At 46.0% G+C, this 20658-nt stretch carries 19 protein-coding genes; 18 read left to right on the forward strand and 1 reads right to left on the reverse strand.

Going from position 1 to position 20658, the window contains the following annotated elements:
- Window positions 1-33 precede the first annotated feature (33 nt).
- The 10 genes from RA156_RS12205 (at window position 34) to RA156_RS12250 (ending at window position 11137) form a co-directional block, all read left to right on the forward strand.
- Window positions 34-675 carry a glycosyltransferase family 2 protein gene (locus RA156_RS12205; RefSeq protein WP_306640403.1) on the forward strand — a complete coding sequence of 214 codons (642 nt, stop codon included), beginning with the start codon at window positions 34-36 and terminating at the stop codon, window positions 673-675.
- Window positions 672-1208, forward strand: coding sequence for a GNAT family N-acetyltransferase (locus RA156_RS12210; protein ID WP_306640404.1), 537 nt, complete (start codon window positions 672-674; stop codon window positions 1206-1208). Before RA156_RS12205 ends, RA156_RS12210 begins: the two co-directional genes overlap by 4 nt.
- 23 nt (window positions 1209-1231) lie before the next feature.
- Window positions 1232-1960 carry a glycosyltransferase family protein gene (locus RA156_RS12215; RefSeq protein WP_306640406.1) on the forward strand — a complete coding sequence of 243 codons (729 nt, stop codon included), beginning with the start codon at window positions 1232-1234 and terminating at the stop codon, window positions 1958-1960.
- The gene (locus RA156_RS12220; RefSeq protein ID WP_306640408.1) at window positions 1957-3300 is read left to right on the forward strand and encodes a glutamate-1-semialdehyde 2,1-aminomutase; all 1344 of its coding nucleotides are present in this window, start codon (window positions 1957-1959) and stop codon (window positions 3298-3300) included. Before RA156_RS12215 ends, RA156_RS12220 begins: the two co-directional genes overlap by 4 nt.
- Complete coding sequence (locus RA156_RS12225; protein WP_306640409.1) at window positions 3301-4116, forward strand: SDR family oxidoreductase; 816 nt, start codon at window positions 3301-3303, stop codon at window positions 4114-4116.
- 13 nt (window positions 4117-4129) lie between these two features.
- Window positions 4130-5182: an N-acetylneuraminate synthase family protein gene (locus tag RA156_RS12230; protein WP_306640410.1), complete on the forward strand. Its 1053-nt coding sequence runs from the start codon at window positions 4130-4132 to the stop codon at window positions 5180-5182.
- Window positions 5169-6452, forward strand: a complete 1284-nt coding sequence (locus tag RA156_RS12235; protein WP_306640411.1) for a DUF4910 domain-containing protein — start codon at window positions 5169-5171, stop codon at window positions 6450-6452. The genes RA156_RS12230 and RA156_RS12235 overlap by 14 nt, the downstream gene beginning before the upstream one ends.
- Window positions 6452-7912, forward strand: a complete 1461-nt coding sequence (locus RA156_RS12240; protein ID WP_306640412.1) for an oligosaccharide flippase family protein — start codon at window positions 6452-6454, stop codon at window positions 7910-7912. Before RA156_RS12235 ends, RA156_RS12240 begins: the two co-directional genes overlap by 1 nt.
- 34 nt (window positions 7913-7946) lie before the next feature.
- A complete protein-coding gene (locus RA156_RS12245; RefSeq protein WP_306640413.1) occupies window positions 7947-9314 on the forward strand; it encodes a hypothetical protein in 1368 nt (455 codons plus the stop codon).
- A gap of 134 nt (window positions 9315-9448) precedes the next feature.
- The gene (locus RA156_RS12250; protein WP_306640414.1) at window positions 9449-11137 is read left to right on the forward strand and encodes a T9SS type A sorting domain-containing protein; all 1689 of its coding nucleotides are present in this window, start codon (window positions 9449-9451) and stop codon (window positions 11135-11137) included.
- 1 nt (window position 11138) lies between these two features.
- Here the strand turns inward: RA156_RS12250 and RA156_RS12255 are convergent, their stop codons facing one another.
- The gene (locus tag RA156_RS12255; RefSeq protein ID WP_306640415.1) at window positions 11139-12236 is read right to left on the reverse strand and encodes a PKD domain-containing protein; all 1098 of its coding nucleotides are present in this window, start codon (window positions 12234-12236) and stop codon (window positions 11139-11141) included.
- 268 nt (window positions 12237-12504) lie between these two features.
- Between RA156_RS12255 and RA156_RS12260 the strand changes: the two genes are divergently transcribed.
- From RA156_RS12260 to RA156_RS12295, 8 genes are all read left to right on the forward strand, one after another.
- Window positions 12505-13593 (forward strand): glycosyltransferase, encoded by a 1089-nt coding sequence (locus tag RA156_RS12260; protein ID WP_306640418.1) that lies wholly within the window; start codon window positions 12505-12507, stop codon window positions 13591-13593.
- On the forward strand, window positions 13590-14171 hold the full coding sequence (locus RA156_RS12265; RefSeq protein WP_306640420.1) for an acylneuraminate cytidylyltransferase family protein: 582 nt from the start codon (window positions 13590-13592) through the stop codon (window positions 14169-14171). Before RA156_RS12260 ends, RA156_RS12265 begins: the two co-directional genes overlap by 4 nt.
- A 2-nt stretch (window positions 14172-14173) precedes the next feature.
- Window positions 14174-16003 (forward strand): asparagine synthase (glutamine-hydrolyzing), encoded by a 1830-nt coding sequence (gene asnB, locus RA156_RS12270; protein WP_306640422.1) that lies wholly within the window; start codon window positions 14174-14176, stop codon window positions 16001-16003.
- Between the two features lie 18 nt (window positions 16004-16021).
- Window positions 16022-16729, forward strand: coding sequence for an N-acetylneuraminate synthase family protein (locus RA156_RS12275; protein WP_306640424.1), 708 nt, complete (start codon window positions 16022-16024; stop codon window positions 16727-16729).
- Window positions 16722-18035, forward strand: coding sequence for a hypothetical protein (locus RA156_RS12280; RefSeq protein ID WP_306640426.1), 1314 nt, complete (start codon window positions 16722-16724; stop codon window positions 18033-18035). The genes RA156_RS12275 and RA156_RS12280 overlap by 8 nt, the downstream gene beginning before the upstream one ends.
- Complete coding sequence (hisH, locus tag RA156_RS12285; protein ID WP_306640428.1) at window positions 18032-18640, forward strand: imidazole glycerol phosphate synthase subunit HisH; 609 nt, start codon at window positions 18032-18034, stop codon at window positions 18638-18640. Before RA156_RS12280 ends, hisH begins: the two co-directional genes overlap by 4 nt.
- Before the next feature lies 1 nt (window position 18641).
- A complete protein-coding gene (locus tag RA156_RS12290) occupies window positions 18642-19400 on the forward strand; it encodes an AglZ/HisF2 family acetamidino modification protein (protein WP_306640429.1) in 759 nt (252 codons plus the stop codon).
- A gap of 70 nt (window positions 19401-19470) precedes the next feature.
- Window positions 19471-20658 carry an N-acetyl sugar amidotransferase gene (locus tag RA156_RS12295; RefSeq protein ID WP_306640431.1) on the forward strand — a complete coding sequence of 396 codons (1188 nt, stop codon included), beginning with the start codon at window positions 19471-19473 and terminating at the stop codon, window positions 20656-20658.

Genomic DNA, 20658 nt, shown 5'->3' on the forward strand with positions numbered 1-20658 from the left:
GAACACTCTATACCTTAGCTCAAAACTCATCACATGGTCTCACTGATCATTACCACATACAATTATGCGAACTACGTAGAACGTGCTATTCGTTCGGCGTTGGAGCAGAGCCTCGCTGAAAATCAGTTTGAAGTGATTGTAGTCAATGACTGCAGCACTGATCACACAGCTGAGATTCTAGAGAACTACGAAGAAGAAGTTCGTGTATTCAACCTCGAAAAGAACGTTGGATTGGCCGGGGCTCGCAACTTTGGAATCAAGAAAGCCAAAGGGCAGTTCGTCATGTTTTTGGACGCGGATGATTACATCCATCGCGACCTTCTTAAGGTTCAGAAGCTGTTTCTTGAAGAGAACAACTCACTTGACGCCGTATCTACTGACTACTGGTTGGTTGATGAACGTGGACGTCATATGGAGCACGTTTCTTCGGAGAAAGAACCGATTGCTTGTGGTATCATGTTTCGCAAAGACTTCTTGTACAACATCGGTTTGTACGACGAAGGATTCCGCGCTCGCGAAGAAGAAGACCTTCGCATTCGTTGGCTAGATAACTATCAGATCTACAATATCATTCTTCCACTTTACCGTTACCGTATGCACGATAGCAACTTGACGAAAGATGTAGAAGCAATGAACAAAGGAGCAGAAATGCTTCAGCAAAAACATTCTAAATGAGTCGATTCCTTATTGGAGAACAGATCTACTTGAGAGCAGCATCTCCTGCAGATGCCACTCCAGCCTACCTTTCGTGGATCAATGATCCAGAAACTACCCGGGGCTTGGTGACAGGAACTTATCCTTCGAACCTTGATTCTCTCCGATCATACCTCGAGTCTGTTTCTGCAGATGGAAACAGTATTATGCTGGCCATTTGTCTAAAAAGCAATGATCAGCATATCGGTAACATCAAGCTAGATTCTTTTGACAAGACTGCCATGACATGTGAATTAGGCATTATGATTGGCGACAAAGACTCCTGGGGTAAAGGCATCGGAAGCGAGGTTTGTCGATTGGTGTTGAACTACGCGTTCGAACAATTGAACCAGCGAAAAGTATCTCTAACTGTATACGACAACAACCCAGGAGCCGTGCGACTTTACGAGAAAATCGGTTTCCAAGTGGAAGGTCGATTACGCAAGCATATTTATGCTGATGGAGCATACCATGACAAACTCTGGATGGGAATCTTTAAAGACGAATTGAAATGACCGTAGCGATACTTCAAGCAAGAATGGGGTCGACGCGCCTTCCAGGAAAAGTATTGACCGAGGTTCACGGCAACACCATTCTCGGGCATCTCATTGAGCGTTTGACACCAGCGAAATCTGTAGATGATTTCGTCATCGCTACCACTTCAAACGAAGAAGATGACGCCATTGAAGCTTGGTGCAAAGAGAATGGAGTGAACGTATTCCGCGGTAGCGACTGGGACGTTCTAGAGAGATTCTGGGGCGCAGCCAATATGCTAGAACAAACGCCTGATACGATTGTGCGCATTTGCTGCGACAATCCGCTTCACTCTCATAAGGTGCTTGATTTTGTTGTTAACGCTCACGCGGAATCGGGAAAAGTATATTTCTCGAATTCCAACCAGGAGCCAGACTATCTGGAGGATGGTTTCGACGTGGAAGTATTCACTTATGAAGCACTGAAAGAAGCCAACCAAAAAGCCAAGTTGATGAGCGAGCGTGAGCACGTTTGTCCGTACATCAAAAAGCACTTCAGCTGTGGCTGGAAGAAAGCAGATAACGATTACATGTTCAAACTTTCTGTTGACACCCCAGCAGACCTGAATATGGTTAAACGTATCTTCGAAGAGTTAGAAGATACGCCGGATTTCAGCATTCAGGAGGTAACAAAATTGCTTCGTGAAAAGCCTGAAATTCTGGAGATCAATAAAGAAAGTAAGATCAACAGCGGTTTCGCTAAATCGATCAAAGAAGACCGAATAGTAAAATGAAACACTCAGCCACCCTTCCTAACATCACCAACTTTGCTAAGAGTGATGTATACCGCTCACGGATTCATGATCTAATCCCAGGGGGCGCGCATACCTATTCAAAAGGAGACGATCAATTCCCAATCCACTCCCCTGCGGCAATTACACACGCCAAAGGAGTTTACTGCTGGGATCTTGACGGAAATAAGTACCTAGACACGCTGATGGGATTGACTTCAGTGAGTCTCGGACATGCCTATGAACCTGTATTGGCACGTGTTCGTGAGGAATTGGAAAAAGGCTCAAACTTCAGTCGACCTTCGACGATAGAGCACGAAATGGCAGAGCGTTTCGTGAACCTGGTTCCAGGTCACGACATGATCAAGTTTGCGAAGAACGGATCTACTGCAACAACAGCTGCGGTGAAGATTGCACGAGCGTACACTGGTCGTCAACTAGTAGCACGTACCGCAGAACATCCGTTCTACAGCTACGATGATTGGTTCATTGGTTCTACTGACTGTGACCTTGGTGTTCCTGACTCAGTGAAGAGCAAGACGGTTACTTTCAAGCATAACGACTTGGAAGACTTGGAGCGCATGTTCAATGAGCACCCAGGTGAAATCGCTTGCGTTCTTGGTGAACCAGAAAAGTGGCAAGAAATTGAGCCAGATTTCTACAAGAAAGCCATTGACATTGCCCACAAACACGGAGCGATTTGGGTCATGGATGAGATGATCACCGGATTCAAAACAGACTACCCAGGTTCGATCAAGCGCCTCAACGCAGAACCAGACCTCGCCACTTGGGGGAAAGGAATCGCGAATGGATTCTCTTTCTGTGCCCTCACCGGTAAAAAAGAAATTATGCAGCTGGGAGGTATCAACCGCCCAGGTGAACCGAAACTATTCTTGGTTAGTACTACCCACGGTGGAGAAACGCACTCCATTGCTGCAGGTCTTGCTACCATGGATGTTTTCGAGTCTGAACCTGTGATTCAGCACAACCATAAAATTGGAGATCACTTCATCAATGGATTGAATGAAATCCTTGATCGCCGAGGGCTTCAAGACTACTTCGATATCATGGGCTTCAACTGGAGCATCGGATTAGGAATCCGAAATGCAGAAAAGCAGCCTGATCTTGACTATCGTACCCTGTTCATGCAAGAAATGATCAAGCGCGGTGTGCTTTACCAAGGAATTCTTTCTCCTTGCTACAGCCACACGATCGAAGACATCGACTACATGCTCGCTGCATTCGACGACAGCTGTGTTGTCTTCGAACGTGCACTTGAAGATGGATATGAGAAGCACCTGGTAGGTCCTTCAATCAAACCTGTATTCCGAAAGTTCAACTAAATGAGAACGACCGACCCAACTCAGATCGACTTCAGAAAGAAGTTCGAACTGAATGACAAAGTGGTGGTAATCACTGGTGCTTGTGGACTGGTAGGCCGCGCCTTTTGCGAGGCTGCTGCTCAGTTCGGTGCACACGTGGTAGCCGCTGATATCCCACAATCCAATCCTGCTGACTACGCATCTCAACTTGAAGAACGTCATGGACGTTCGATGCTTGGCGTCGCGTTAGACGTTTCTTCTCGCGAAGGAGTCAACGGATTGAAAGATGCTGTTCTAGAGAAATTCGGTCGAATTGACGGCCTAGTGAACGGACATCAAAATAAGTCTCACCTCATCTTCGAACCATTCGAACAAGTTTCAGATGACAACTGGGACACTGTGGTTCACATCAACCTGAAAGGTACTTTCCTCACATGCCAGGTGCTTGGAGCATGGATGGCTGATAACGGCGGTGGTAGCATCATCAATATTCCGTCTACTTACTCTGTGGTAGCACCAAACCAGAACCTCTACAAAGGAACAAGTTTGGGTTGTCCGGCGGCGTACAGCGCCTCGAAAGGAGGAGTGGATGCACTTTCTAGATACCTCGCCTCATACTGGGCACAGAAGAAAGTTCGTGTGAATATGATCACTCCTCACGGTGTCTGGAACAACCACGAAGAGCAGTTTGAACAGAATTTTGCGCGTTTCTCTCCAATGGAGCGCCTAAGCTATAATCACGAAGTTGCTGGAGCACTGATTTATCTCCTATCAGATGCATCGAGCTATGTAACAGGAGATAATATGCTTGTTGAAGGCGGTTGGACCGTCTGGTGAAAAACCTGACCCTATGAAACTGACAGAATTCCTCGATAACTATGACCCACGAGTATTGACTCGTCCTTACGTTATCGCAGAAGCTGGAGTGAACCACGAAGGTTCAATGGATCTAGCAAAACGACTGATTGATGAAGCAGCAGAAGGTGGAGCGCACGCGATAAAATTTCAGACTTACAAGGCTGAAACTATTGCGTCAAAAGACTCACCTTACTACTGGGACCTAAGCCAGGAACCGACTGAATCTCAGTTCGAACTATTCAAGAAATACGACAAGTTTTGGAAAGGGGAATACGAAGAACTCGCGAAGTACTGTGAAACCGCAGGTATTGAGTTCATGAGTACTCCTTTCGACGTTGAATCAGCAAACTTCTTGAATGACCTTATGCCGGTCTTCAAGGTTTCTTCTTCTGATTTAACGAACCTTCCTTTCATTGAGCACATGTGTTCATTCGGGAAGCCGATGATTCTTTCAACTGGAGCCGCTTACCTCTGGGAGGTGCAGCAAGCAGTTGAAACAATTGAAAAGCATGGGAACAAACTCTGTTTGATGCACTGTGTATTGAACTACCCTACGGAGGATCAGAATGCCAACCTGGGTATGATCAAAGATCTCATCCGCAACTTCCCTGACCATGTTCCTGGGTACAGTGATCACACCTTACCTAAGGATATGGAAGTGATGAAAATGGCCACATTGTTGGGTTCTGCAGTGATTGAAAAACACTTCAGCCACGACAAGACCCTTCCGGGCAATGACCATTACCACGCCATGGATAAAGAAGACATGAAGCACTTCTGGAAGGTGATGGACAAAACCTTCGAATTGCTCGGTTCATTCAAACTCACAGCACTCGAAAGCGAAGAAAAATCACGTCAAAATGCACGCAGAAGCCTGGTAGCAGCTCGAGCAATTCCGGAAGGAAAAACCATCGAACGCGACGATCTTACGTGGAAACGACCTGCTAAGGGAATTAGTCCACGTCATATCGACGAAGTGCTAGGTAAGCAAGCATTGAAGACCATCGAAGAAGACGAAATCCTCGTTTGGAATGCGCTCTCTTGAGCTTGAAAAGGAAATTGAATCCTACTTTGATCGCCTCTGGCCGATTTGCAGGAGCTTAACGGGGCAAGGCGTTCGAGACACATTAGATATTCTGTCGGAAATCGTCCCGATGGAGCGCTACCGCGTGGCCAGTGGCACCAAGGTGTTTGACTGGACAGTTCCTAAGGAATGGAACATTCGCGAAGCGTATATCACCACTCCAGACGGACAACGCATTTGCGACCTTAAGGAGAACAACTTGCATGTGATCTCCTACTCTACTTCTGTGGATCAAGAGATCTCGTACGAAGAGCTTTCGAAGCATGTACGTACGCTTCCTTCTATGCCGAAGGCCATTCCATACGTCACAAGTTACTATCGTGAAACATGGGGTTTCTGTATGTCAGAAGAGCAATGGCAATCACTTCCAAAGGAAGGAAGCTACCGCGTGTACATAGATAGCGACTTAGAACCAGGTCACCTTGATTATGGTGAATGTGTACTTCCTGGATCTACCGACCGAGAAATTCTCTTCTCGACTTATGTCTGCCATCCAAGTATGGCGAACAACGAGCTGAGTGGGCCTTTGGTTCAGGCATTTCTCTATCAGAAGATTGCGGAGATGCCCAATCGCAAGTACACCTACCGCTTTGTATTTGCTCCAGAAACGATAGGCATCATTGCTTATCTCGACAGAGTGGGTGGCCAATTGTTGGAAAAGCTAGATGCAGGATATGTATTGACCTGTGTAGGAGACCGAGGTGATTTGACCTTCAAGCGCTCCAAACGCGACGACTGTTTGGCGACACGGGTTGCTGAACATGTGCTTCGCTATAGCGGTAAAAAACATGAAGTGATTGATTTTGCTGTGGGCGGCAGCGATGAACGCCAGTACTGTAGTCCGGGATTCAACCTACCTGTAGGAAGTCTCATGCGCACTCCGTACCAGCGATACAAAGAGTATCACACTTCCTTTGACAACAAAGACTTCATCTCATTTGAGCATATGGTTGACACCATCAACACCTACGTTGACTTCGTAGAAGTGCTTGAGCTCAATGACAAATATCGAAATGAAGTACAATTCTGCGAACCTCAGTTGGGACCACGCGGCTTGTACCCTGATTCTGTAGACCCGGATACCGACCGGGAGAACCTTCACAACCTGTTGCATTTCCTCAGCTTTGCTGATGGAAAAACAGACTTGATAGAAATCGCAGAACGACGAAAAACCTCTGCCTTGAAGTTCAAGGAACACGTTGCAAACTGTCGGGCTAAAGGACTGATCTGATGCTGAAGTTCGTCTTCAAGAACAGTCTACTTTACACCTTTGCAAGTCAGGTTCCCATGTTTGCGAACCTCTTGTTATATCCTATCATCTCGGAGTTTCTTACCAGCTTCGATTACTTCGTCTATGGAACGGCGATGGGATATTTAGGACTGCTTTCGATGATCGCAGATCTCGGGATGTCTCCGCTATTTCAGAATGCCTTTTTCAAGAAAGAACGCTTCTTCAAATCATATTGGTCGCAGTACATGGGCTTCTTGCTCTTGTACAAGATCTTTTACGGCGTTTCGGCAACAGCCTTGATCTATTTCGTGTTCAGGAATGACGTACCGGAAGACCATCTTTGGACCATTATCGCGTTGCTGGTGACACCAATGGTGACCTTCGATTTGACACGAGGGATTGGAATGCGCCTCATGCAATTTCGACACAAGCATAACGTCGTTCACGTGAGTACGGCAATTGCTGGGGTTCTAACAGTAATCACGACTTTCGTCACGATCTACATCTACAAGTTGGGATACCTCGGTTTCTTCATCTCGAATTTCGTCAGTGTAATGTTCCAAGGAATCTTCTTCGCGATCATCATATACGGAGCCGAGAAGATTCTACCGAGCTTCAGTCTGCGAGGAAAGCGCATTAGAGGCTGGCTAAAGATTTCTCTGCCATTGGTACCACACAAATTTTCTGACTACCTCCTGACTTCGAGCGATCGAATTGTACTTGACCAATACAACGGAATCTCAAACGTGGGTACCGCTACCATTGGTATGTACAATGTGGCCTACAGTTTCGCGAGTTATTTCAATCACTTCTCAGGCCAGGTGAATACTGTTGTTTCGCCGATCTATTTCAGCTTATTCAGAGACAAGAACCCTGATGTGCACTTGATCATTCGGAAGTTCACCTTCCTTTGGTTGGGCTTCAGTTATGTGGCTGCCACTCTTGCTGGTCTCTGGTCGAAAGAGGTATTTAAGTTCTTCTTCCTGAATAATACTGACGGTTTGGCTGATTCGTACAAGTATGCCATCTTCTTGTTCATGGCCTTCTGCTATCGTCCGCTATACGTGGCTTCCGTAGAGTTCGTTATTTTCAATGAAAAGACAACTTCCCTCTTCAAGATCACCACTGCCGCAGGAATTTTGAACGTGGTATTGAATTTGGCACTGGTTCCTTTCTTTGGAATTGAAGCGGCTGTGTTCTCTACCTTCTTCTGCTACATGTACATGGGTATTTCAGGGCACCTTTTCAAAGACACTAAGCAGTACCTACCGTTGAGCTATTATCCTATTCCGATCTTCTTCTTCATCACCTTAACAGGAGTGTTCGTGACCTTCGCGGTAGAATTCAATTGGATGATCAAGGCTGTAATCACAGCATCCCTACTCGCTGCCTGTTTGATTTGGTTCATGAAACGAGGAAAAGGAATCATTCGAGAAGTACAATCCATTAAAACAGCTTAAGCTTTACTAGCTTTGCGCCATCAGATAAGCCATTATGCAGCTGTTACCATTCACTGAATTACAGCAACTTATTGACGAGCGTCTGGACTCTCCAGACATCGGTCGCGGGAAGATCTTCCATTACTACAAGATCTTACAACACGCGATCACCTACGAGGTGACCAATACCACGCATAAGATCATACCTCATCGTTTAGACAAGCCTATCTGGTTCCAGCAGATGATGTTCGCATTGCGTTCTTATCGCCGGAAAGAACGCCGTTCAAAGCTCAAAGAAATTGTACTTCTTGATGATGGGCGTACGGGGTTTGACAAGGATGGAAAAGAGCAGTCTTATTACTTCTCAAAGATCATTGACACCATTGGTGCAGATAAAATCTCTGTGATTCGTGATCACCAGCACCGAAGCGGACTGATTTTCGAAGTAGGAGAACAGCAGATTGAGTCATTCGGAAACAAACACTTGGACGCTACTGAGCGCAAAGTGCTTGAAGATGTAGTGATGGTTTACAAGAACAGTAAACACAAAATTGGTGCTGCTTATCTGGGCACCTCTCTTCACTTATTCTTTGAAGAATTCCATCGCTACTACCGCCTGTTTAAAGGCCAGGGTGTGAAGACCCTGCTGATGACCAACCACTATCACCGAGAGGGAATTATCGCTGCTGCGAAGATGTTGAATATTCAAGTGGTTGAATTTCAGCATGGACTCATTGCCGCTGAAGATCTATACTATGTCTATCACGACATGGCCAAAGACTTTGCCGCTCAGGCCATCTTCCCTGACCAATTGGTATTGTTTGGTCAATACTGGAAGTCTGTCATTGCCCAGGGCCATGAGTATGACCCTAAAAATTTGATCATTGCTGGTGATTACAGTCTTCAAACCGATGGCTGGGAGAAATATCAGGGCCGTGAAAAAGTCAAGGCCGTGTTTATAGGTGCTCAGAAGAACATGCCTAAAGATTATGTCGCTTACGCGGAATCATTGCTGCGCACCATCGAAGAAAAGCACCCGGAATGGCAATTATGGATCAAGCTTCACCCGTACGAAAAGGAGCCTGAGCTCTATGAACACCTCAATGATCACCCGAATTGTACGGTTTATGGAAAGACTGCCAATTTGATGGACCTTCTTTCTCAATCCCTCATTCAAATTTCGGTGTATAGCACGACGTTCTTTGACGCCATGGGCTTGGGTGTAGAGAACATGAGTCTTCAGAACTACACTCCCGGAGCAGACTACGCAGCCTCCATGGCAAGGCAAGGAATTGCCACACCTATCGAATTTGATGACGATCCTATATCTTTGTATCAATCGGGTACGAAAGAAAACAAGGTTCAACGACCAGAAGTCTACGGACCTTACAACCCACAGGCGATCGCCAAGCTAATCTCTTAGAAATGAACTGATTTGAACCCCAAGAATGAGACGATTCTTTGGGAGTCCGAATAGTATGAACGCATGATTTTTTTATATCTTATGCACTTCAATCGCGCCCTTCTGAGGTTCGATAGAGAGAGAACTGACCGGAAATGAAACGAATTATACCTTTTGCACTGTCGCTATTGGCGGCTTGTGGATTGATGGCTCAAGAAGACCCTGGCACTGCTGTGGCAATCACCCTGAGCGATTTTATGCAGAACACATATGATGGTCTTGCTTGTTCGACTGCAGGTAGCCTCGGCGCTTCAGGTTCTGGTGAAGCTGTATGTAGCGGAACGGATGATGATGATGTCTGGTACGCGTTCACCGCTACAACGCAAGCAATCAAAATCACAGGTACAACATCCAACTTCGATATGGTCATTGAGGTACTGGATAATGGGCTCAACTCAGTAGCCTGTCAAAATACTAATGGAGCTAATTCAGGTGAGACGCTTTACGCAAACACCCTCATCGCCGGCAACGACTACTACCTGCGAATTCACTCTGCAAATGGAGCAGGTGCAGGTTCTTTCAATATTTGCACTGAATATCTTCCTGCTTCTGAAGTACGCGCTGGATGGTTCCCGACTTTCACCCCGGATGTTGGTCTTCCGGGATACCGAATCAATCAAACAATCAACCGTATCACTTATACTCCATACAATAGCTTGGTTGAAGGTTCTCGCTGGCTGTTCATTGATGTTGATAGCGGAGACCAATTCCTTGCCGAGGTAAATGGATCGAATGGGATCATCAACCTCAATGCGGTTGGTGGACTTTGTTTCGACAGAACGTACGACGTATATGTTCAAGTACAAGTAGATGGCTACTGGTGCGGTTACAATCAAGTGCGACAGATCTACACGGAGGCTTCTCCAACTACTGAACTAGAGCCTGGATACGCCGGATTGAATTACGATATGACCGAAAACGTGAAGGCACGTTATGTAGGTGATGGTCAGAATATCGAATGGCGTTTGACCACGGATGGTGGATCTACTGTGCTTACACACATTGGTGCAAGCTCAACTTCATTCTGCTACTTCGACCTCATCGAATGTATTCGTTACAACAAGATTTATGTGATCGAAGCACGCGCAGAGTACTGTGGAGTTTGGGGCCCTTGGAGTGACCCCGAGTTCATTATTATCAACCCGCTTCCATACGTGAATGTACGACCGGAATACTGCAACACCACGCAGTATCCTGGTGCTACGCTGCAATGTGAATTCTTGGAAGTGGTAGATCAATATGCATGGCAGATTGCTCCGATTGAAGAGAATGACCCGACGATGACACCGATTGGTCCAGCCATTGTGACGTATTCAGTGAATACAACATCACTTTACCTTCTTCCATTAGGTATTCCTGATGGTTTCTACCGTGTTGGTGTAAAGCCAATGCTCGGAACCCAAGATGCATGTGATGACCCACAAGAAGGTGACTACGGCTTCTTCTGTCAGATTGAAATTGGTGACCCTTCAGGAATCGCCCCTGACTATGAAGAAATGAGCCCAATTCAACTTGACTTCTTCTCAAACTCGCTCAGTGTCTACCCTAACCCAATCGACGAAGGGATAGCTACATTAGCAGTTGGTGGTTTGAACCTCGAAGGAAGCGGAACGATTGACATCTATGACCTTAGTGGGCGTGTTGTTTTCACCCAACCTGTTGTGATGCTAGAACAAGCTTCTGCACTGCAGTTTGACGTTCCTTCTGATTTGCAACCGGGTACTTACTCGATCATCCTTCACGGAAGAGACTTCAAGCACACTACGCGCTTGGTTGTCAAGTAAGTTATTGCACCCACACTTTAGTTGACGCCACATCTTGACCATCAATGATGGAAACAAGGTATAGGCCACGGTGCTCTACCTGAATCTCACGCATATCTGACACTGTTCCAGATGCTACTTGGCGTCCCGACATGTCGTGAACTAGATATTCAACTCCGGAGGCAGCTTCCACTGTTTTAATCTGTATCGTACTTGAATTAGCAACGATCTCAACGTTTACGCCTTCTGGCTTCTGAATTTCCTGGTCACATGACGCTTCTACCCATGTGCATGTGGTGCGCGTTTCTTCCGTTCCGTACCAAGCGGCTGTTAGCGAAAGACACACTTCATAGCTACCGTTTGTATCATATGACTTTTCTGGTTGAGATGCTGCACTGCTCGTCCCATCTCCAAAATCCCAGTAGCGATCAACGATCTCAAATTCTGATTCCGTAGCATCAATAAAGCGGTAGCTACACCCATTGTCTTTAACCACAATTTCAGGATCTAATTCGAATGTTGGCGGAAAGACTTCAAATGTTTGACATTCCATCGTGGAACATTGATTTCCGGGAGATGAAGCTTCTACATAAGCGCACAGTTCATGTACCCCAACTTCGAAGACTTCAATTGAGATTGAAGTTTCTTCGGAAGAAACCTCTTCTCCATCGATCGTCCATAAAATTCCACTAACTGTAGAAAAATTGCCACATGAAATGTTTAAAGATGCGGTGATATTTTGATTCTCAACATTGACTGGAGCAATCTCAGTATCCACATGACAAGGCAGTCCGCCGGAAATAATGATTTGATCACAAATTTCAAGCACACAGTTTTGTTCTCCCCCCTCTATGAAAACCGTCAAACAAACGTGGTAGCTCCCTGCGTCAGGATAAGTGTGAACAGGATCTTCCAAGATAGAATCTTCTCCATCGCCAAGGTCCCAATCATAGGTAACCACCTCTTCGGCCGATAGGCCAACGAGAGAAGCGTCGAAGAAAACACTTTGATTGAGCACTGAGTATTCGAATGAAATTTCAGCCGCACAATCCTGTGCTTGAGAGGGATAGCCTGCTAGAAGCAAAGCTGGAAAGAGAAGAGAGCAGATGACGTAGCGCATTTCAGTAGTTGTTTCGTGATGGTTATACAAATAACTTTCACAAAACCATGCCATCCTTCACCCTTTAGTACGAGGCATGATTGAAAACGTAAATGGTAGTTTACAGTTAGAATTCGGAATTCGCGGCGAAGGTCTTTCAAAAAGTCGAGTTTGTAGGCGGATTCTGAAAGGAGTTAACCCGCTTCCAATTGTGGGAAACTTCATTCATCTTAGTCTGCTGAAGCTTAGATTATCACGATTTTTGTCAAGCTTCAGTTGGCTTGTTTGAATGAAGACTCTAAAAGGAAAAATTTTTCTGTCAGACGAAGGATATGGACACATCGTTCGTCAACGCGCTATCATTGAAGCCCTACGCTCATTGCACAGCGATTTTGACCTCACGGTTCAGACCCATCGTCACCTCGAAGCAGCGAGTAGACTGATCACCGACGTTAAGACCATCGACAAATACAACAACATCACATGGCATAAGAAAGCGAACGGTTCGCCTGACGTTGACAAGATTCATGTAGAGTATGCTCGATACCTAGAACAAAGTGAGGAGTACATCAAGGATGAGTTAGAAGAATGGGATTATGATTTCGCCATTTCTGACTTCGTTTATGAGGCCTTCCCAATCACCCAAAAAAACAACAAACCTTCGTTTGGAATCGCCCATTTCACTTGGGATTGGTTCTTTTCAAAGCTGTATCCGCCGCCATTGAAAACGCAGGTGGTTTACCGTTTCTTTGAAATGGCGAAGATGGCTGACGCCTTGTATTTCCCGCCATTCACCCCAGAAGAAATCCTGCACTACTACAGCGACAACGCTCAAGAAGTGCCCTTGATCCTTCGAGGAGAAATCAACCACAAGAAAGTAGAAGACTCAGGGAAATTTAAAATCTTGATTATCGATAGTGGCGCAGGAGTGCTTCGACCAAGCATCCTGAAAGCCCTCGATCATATCCGTTCTCTGGATGACTACCAGTTCTTTGTCTCTTCAAACCTTGAGCGCGAGCAAGACAACCTTTCATTCATTGATAAGAATGAGCTCATGGTAGACTACATCAATGAGATGGACCTCGTAATCGCTCGTGCTGGATTCAACACCATTAGTGAGTGCATTGGATTGCGCACACCAATGTTGCTTCTTGGAGAAGCGATGAATCCTGAAATGAACGAAAACATTATCAACCTGAAGAAAGGAGGCCTGGCCACCTTCATCGGGTTAGACACTTTTGAAAATAGCTTAGACACTTTCCTCCCGCATTTCATTGACCATGAGTACAAATCGATTCTACAGAACATGCAGAATCACGAAATGGCGACCAATGGAGCGGAAGTGATTGCACGTGATATCCTCGACCGCATCTTATGAGAACTATCGCTATCATACCCGCACGTGGCGGCTCGAAACGCCTAGAGAAGAAGAACATCTACCCACTTCTCGGCAAGCCACTGATTGCCTATACGATTGATGCCCTGAAAGAATGTGCGTTCGTTGATGACATCTTCGTGAGTTCAGACGACGAAGAGATTCTGAAGGTCGGAGAACAGTATGGAGCCAAGTCGTTGCTTCGTCCGAAGGAGCTTGCTGATGATCACACCCCGAAAATTGTAGCAATCCGCCAAGCCGTGGAAGACCCATTGGTATCGGCCGACGGAGAAGTGGAGAACGTTATTGTAGCTCAAGCGAACAGTCCTGAACTGACGGCAGCTCATTTCAAAAGTGGCTATGACTTGATGGTCAACCACAAACTTTGGGAGGTGATGAGTGCCGACGAAAATGGCGTTCAAAATGCCGCTTTCCGAATCGTAAAGAAGCACGCTCTTTTCAATGAATTCCTCAGTGCACACTGTGGTTTCGTTGTGGCGAACAACCTCGACGTGCACACCATTGAAGACATTCAAGAACTCGAGAATTCTGACGAGTTCAAAGCACTACATACTGCCTGACCATGTGTGGAATAGCTGGATATATCGGTAAAGAAAAACTTGATGACGGACGCATCAACGCGGCTCTTCAAACCATGGAGCAACGCGGTCCGGATGCCAACGGACATAGCACCCACGTCTTCGGCGATAGCCAAGTCAACTTGCTGCACAGTCGATTGAGCATTATTGACCTTGATCCTCGTTCAAATCAGCCATTCCATTTTGAGCATATTCATCTCGCCTTCAACGGAGAGATCTATAACTATGTTGAGCTCAAAGAGGAACTGATTACCCTAGGTCATACTTTTCAGACAGATTCAGACACAGAGGTACTGGTGAAAGCATACCTCGAATGGGGCGATCGCTGCACGGAACGCTTTGAAGGAATGTGGGCTTTTGCCTTGCTGGATGACAAGCTCGGACGTTTGATGTTGTCTCGAGATCGATTCGCAGAAAAGCCTTTCTACCTGCATGAAACCAATGACGGTGTGTACTTCGCTTCTGAAGTGAAGGCCCTGAAAGCATTGAGTAATCGCCCGTTTGAAGTGAATAGTGACCATATTCTTCGCTACATCGTGAATGGTCATAAATCACTTTACAAAACGAATGAAACCTTCTTCCATGGTGTGCGCGAATTGCCGCTTTCGCACAATGGTTTTGTCTCAGTGAATAACCCTAGCGAGGTCAAAGAATCTCCATACTGGATTCCAAAGCTGAACGAGCAGAAGATGTCAATGGAAGAAGCCATTGAAGGAACGAGAGAGCGCTTGATCAACAGCGTCAAGTTACGTATGCGTTCAGATGTACCTCTTGCATTCTGCTTGAGCGGTGGAGTCGACTCAGCGAGTTTGGTCTCTATTGCGGCGAAAGAGTTCAATGTCACTGCTCACACCTTCTCTATCATTGACAACGATCATCGTTACGATGAGTACGAGAACATTCAAGCCACGATTGAAGACACTGGATGTGAAAGCACCAAAGTGATCCTTGATCCTAATGTAGATAATATTAGTCGCCTCGAGTCGCTGGTTCAATACCACGACGCGCCGGTGGCAACGATTTCATATTTCGTCCACAGTTTCCTGTCAGAGCAGATTGCGAAGAATGGGTTCAAGATTTCCATTTCGGGAACTGCTGCAGACGAGCTGTTCACCGGATACTACGACCACTTCGTACTTCACATGTACGAGATGAGAAATCATCCGGAATTCGCGCGATTCAAAGCGGAATGGGAAAAATACCCACTTCAGTTTGTTCGCCACCCTGACTTCAGAAAGTTCGATCTGTACTTCGACAACCCAGATAAGCGTGACCACATTTATCTGAACAACGAACTCTTCCGAAGCCTTTTGAATAAAGACTTCCATGAGCCGTTCACGGAGACAAAGTACTGTGATAGCCTCCTTCGCAACCGCATGATGAATGAGCTCTTCAATGAAGTGGTTCGTGTCATCTTGCACGAAGACGATTTGAACAGTATGAAGTACTCTTTGGAGAATAGAAGTCCGTTCCTTGACAAAGGGCTTTTTGAGTGGGCTTACAGCATCCCAAGTGAGCTATTAATCAATGAAGGGTACAACAAATACATCCTCCGTTCTTCGATGAAGGGAATTCTCAATGATCAGGTTCGCTTGAGTCGTGAGAAGAAAGGGTTCAATGCTTCGATCAACTCGATCTTTGACTTCAAAAACCCTGAGCATCGTGCTTACTTCCTTGATGATTCAGCGATCTATCAATACTTCGACCGATCGAAGATGGAAGAAATGCTCAACAAAGAAGAGTACCCAAACAGCTACAAGAAATTCCTTTTCAACTTCATAAATGCCAAGATCTTTCTTGAGCAGCATAACTAACCTAGAAATTCCAGAACCATGTTCATCATTTCAGAAATATCACCTCAGTTTAGCGGAGATCTTGCTACCGCGGAACAAATGATTCTTCAATCAAAGCTTGGTGGAGCCGAAGCTGTTAAAGTTCAGCTATACGATCCGGAGCAATTCAACAAGCCGAAGAGCCATGCTATGGACTTCGAGACATTGAAGCACCTGCGCGATTTCGGAGATCACCATGGAATTCCAGTATTCGCTACACCGTTTGCTTCGAAATTCCTTGACTGGTGTGTTGAGCTAGACCTGAAATACATGAAGGTGGCTGCGCGTATGCACGTTGGATTCCCAGAGTTGACGCGTGATATTATGTCGTTAAAGAAGCCAACCTTTGTTTCTATTCCTGCTGATATGCCGCAAGAAGACGTAGACAAGATTGAAGTGGTTGATTACGCAACTTACCTCTACTGCGTCGTGAAATACCCAACATTGGTTGAAGAGTTCGAAATGCCTGATTTCGCAAACAGTCGTTTCCACGGTATTTCTGACCACACGCTAGGGAATAGCGCGGCCCTTTTCGCCTCAGCACACGGAGCGAAATACCTCGAAAAGCACTTCACACTGCGTCAATCATTCCAGCGCACAGGCGAGCTTGCTCACCTTTGCTCGATGGACATGAACGACCTTCAGCAGATTAAAAATACAGCAACGGAGTTTGAGACGCTTCGTCGCGTAATGGGAATGGATGCGTAAAGAGCTCAAAGAAGCCATAGCGTCTTATCGTTCTCTGAAAAGCGCCAAAGAAGGCAGCCGCGAATGGCATGCCTGGAAGTGCATGAATGAGAATGTCACTTACCGATTGGATCAAGCGGCGAGCAATCAAGCCACCATTGGTCTTCGGGTGCTCATTCGAGTGCTTCGTAAAATGCGTTCTGGCACGGATGCCTTTCACACATTGAGAGGAGAGCCGCAATTGGCCATCTTAGAGTCTGCCTTTGTATTCGAAGAATTAGAATTCGAGTACGTTAAAAAACAAGCACAACCGCCGGGCGTGTTCTTCAGTCAAGAAGATCTACCAGCAGCATTCAAAGGACAGCAATTGATCCCTTTCATTCTGTTTGCGCTTCCGATTGTGTTGTCTTGTTTCTTCTCTTCGGCAAACCGAGCGAACAAAGCGATGCATATTGCTTTTGTAGCGGAGAATGCGGCTTTGCTGCATTTGGTCCGAAGCCAGAAGATCAAGCGAATCTTTGATTTCGCTCCTTACCTCATCGACCACAACTGGAGTTACCTTCTACTTGAAAACGAACTTGACGACTTCACGAAGTTGCCAAGTCCGGGACCTTTGAGCACCCATCATGGCGTGCTGTATTGCCACAGCCTTTTGTTGAGTAGCGCTTACCAAAAGGAAGAAATCAAGGTCTTGAAAGAGGTAAAGTACACTCAGGTAGATATGTGGGTTCCAGAGTATGCCTTCACGTACATTGATCGCTACCTCGAGACCTTACCTGAGCCTGAGCCAATGACCATTGGATACTACTCTCATGGTGGTTGGTTGCGCAGAGATGAAGGTCATACAGATGACGGATTGAATATTCCAGAGGCTGAAGAACAATTGCTGAAAGACCTCGCCAAATTCACTGCTGAACATGATGGTTGGAAGGTGATGATCTTCCCCCACCCTCGTGAAAAAAAGCCTGAATTGGTGGAGAAAACCAGGGAGTTCTATCAGCAGTTCTTTCCAGATGGCAACTTTGCTTTAGCGGGCCCAGACGTTCGTACTTCCATGAGTTTTGAGCATGTGGATATCGCCGCGGCGGCATTCAGCACCATCCTTTATGAGCGCCTATTCTGTGGCTACAAAACCCTGATCGGGAACTACGGCATGGAGCATTTCCCAATGAAAGGCTCCACACTGGATGGGATCTGTTTTAACTCGGGAGAACAACTCTCTAAGAAACTACTTGAGCTCGAATCGGTCACTCGAAACGAGTTCTTTGAACGATACGGACTTGAAGCCTACCGCTTCGATGCCTATCCATATTTTGTGCAAGCATGATCGCGATTATTGACTACGGCGTAGGTAACCTTGCCTCGGTAAGGAATATGATCAAGAAAGCTGGCGGAAAGGCTAAGATTTCTTCTGATCCTGAAGTTCTCGCTAGCGCGGAAAAGCTCATCCTTCCAGGGGTGGGCGCTTTTGGAGTTGGAATGGCTAATCTTCGGGAGCGAGGATTAGACACTCTTATCAAGGAACGCGCAGCGGCTGGAGTTAAGATCCTAGGCATTTGCCTTGGGGCACAGTTGCTAACGGATTACAGCGAAGAGAACGATTGTGAAGGGTTAGGATTGATTCCTGCCAAGACTATTCGTTTCAATGTAGCAGATCAAGGTTTGAAAGTACCTCACATGGGGTGGAACAACATCCAGGTTTCTCAATCAGACCATCCTCTACTTCAAAATATTCAAGCCAACCCGCGCTATTATTTCGTGCACAGCTATTACATGAAATGTGATGACCAAGCAGATGAACTGTGCAGCTGCGATTACGGACATTCATTCTCGGCTGGAATTGCAAAAGGACATGTTGCCGGTATGCAATTTCACCCTGAGAAAAGCCACGTATTTGGCCTGAAGGTGATGGAGAACTTTTTAAGCTGGTAATATGCAGAGAGCACGGATCATACCCATACTGACTGTAGATAACGGCAAGCTCGTGAAGACGGTGAAGTTCAAAAAACCGAACTACATCGGAGACCCGATCAACGCCATCAAGATCTTCAACGATAAGATGATCGATGAGATCGTTATCCTTGACATTACTGCTTCGAAGCAAGGACGAAAACCGAACACCGACCTCATTTACGAAATGGCCAGTGAGTGTTTTTCGCCGCTAGGCTATGGTGGAGGAATCACATCTTTCGAAGAAGCCAAAAAGGTATTTGATCAAGGGGTTGAGAAGGTGATTATTAATTCAGCTATCGCTGGGAACGCTTCGCTTCTGCAAGAAATCGCTGATGCCTACGGCAGTCAAAGTGTAGTCGTGAGTTTGGACGTGAAGAAACCTCTGTTCGGCGGAATGCGTCCATGTTTCCGATCGGCAAGTGACGTGATTAAGGAAGATATTGTTGCCTTTGCTCAACGCATGGAGTCAGCAGGAGCAGGAGAGCTGATTGTACACAACACTGATCGCGACGGCACCTTTAGCGGACTAGATCGCGAGCTGACTAAATCGGTGGCTAGTGCGGTCGGAATTCCGGTAATTGCTTGTGGCGGAGCACACTCCGTAGAAGACATGAATGAAACCATTTCTGCAACCGGAGCTTCAGCTGCAGCCGCAGGAAGCATCTTCGTTTACAAAGACAGAAATCCGAAATCAATCCTAATCTCCTACCCTACTCCAGAAGACATAATCTCACGTTGAACTAAGACACGTCCTACATACAATATTAGTAGCTTTACCCCCGGATGTTTTATGCATCAAGACTAGTTAAATGACCACCCTCAACAACACCACCCAAGACGTACGTGTATGTACGAAAACGGTAATGGATAACATTGCTGACCCAGACATCACCTTTGATGAAAATGGGGTCTGCAATTACTTCTACCAATACCAAGATCGTGTCGAGAAATTCTTCGTTGGAGGAGAAGAAGGGCAACGTCAAATGGAAGAGGTGTTCGCCAAGATCCGCGAAGAAGGGAAAAACAAGAAATACGATTGCATTACAGGAGTCAGTGGAGGTGTTGATAGCACCTACATGGTATACCTCTGCAAGAAGTATGGATTACGTCCGCTAGTTGTTCACCTAGACAATGGGTGGAACTCTGAAATTGCCAATCAGAACATCAATAATATCATCGATAAGTGTGGCTTTGATCTTCACACCCATGTCATCGACTGGGAGGAGTTCAGAGATCTGCAGTTATCATTTTTGAAAGCATCTGTCATTGACCTTGAGTTAACTTCAGATCACGCCATCTTCGCAGTGATCTATGGATTGGCTCAAAAGCATGGCATTACTTACATGTTGAACGGATTCAACATTACTACAGAAGGCATTCTTCCTTCAGCGTGGCGATGGTTCAAGTATGACTGGTTGAATATCCGTTCGATTCAAAAGCAGTTCGGATCAAAGAAACTGAAGACCTTCCCTCATGTAAGCTTCGGTAAGAAGACCTACTATGAATTCGTGAAGAAGATTCAGACGGTGATGCCGCTGAATTACATTGATTACAACAAGGAAGAAGCAAAAGAACTTATCTCTCGCGAACTCGGTTGGCGTGACTACGGAGGTAAGCACTTCGAGAGTATCATCACTCGCTTCTACCAAGGATATATTCTTCCGGAGAAGTTTGGGGTAGATAAGCGCAAAGCACACTTATCTACGCTGATTGCTTCCGGACAAATGACGCGAGACGAAGCGCTTGAAGAGCTCAAGCAACCCATCTATGACGCAGATATGCTCGAGGAAGACAAAGAATTCGTTCTGAAGAAATTCGGATTTAGCGAAGCTGAATTTGAAGCCGTCATGAACGCGCCGATAAAGGCACACACAGACTATCCTAGCTACATCACAAAGCACTATAAATACCACGAACAGATCATGAAGTCAATCTCTCCAGCAACGCGTCTGGTGAAGAAAGCACTTGGGATCCGTCGAGAAAATAAGTCGTACTGA

This window comes from Sanyastnella coralliicola (genome assembly GCF_030845195.1).
Taxonomy (GTDB): domain Bacteria; phylum Bacteroidota; class Bacteroidia; order Flavobacteriales_D; family Sanyastnellaceae; genus Sanyastnella; species Sanyastnella coralliicola.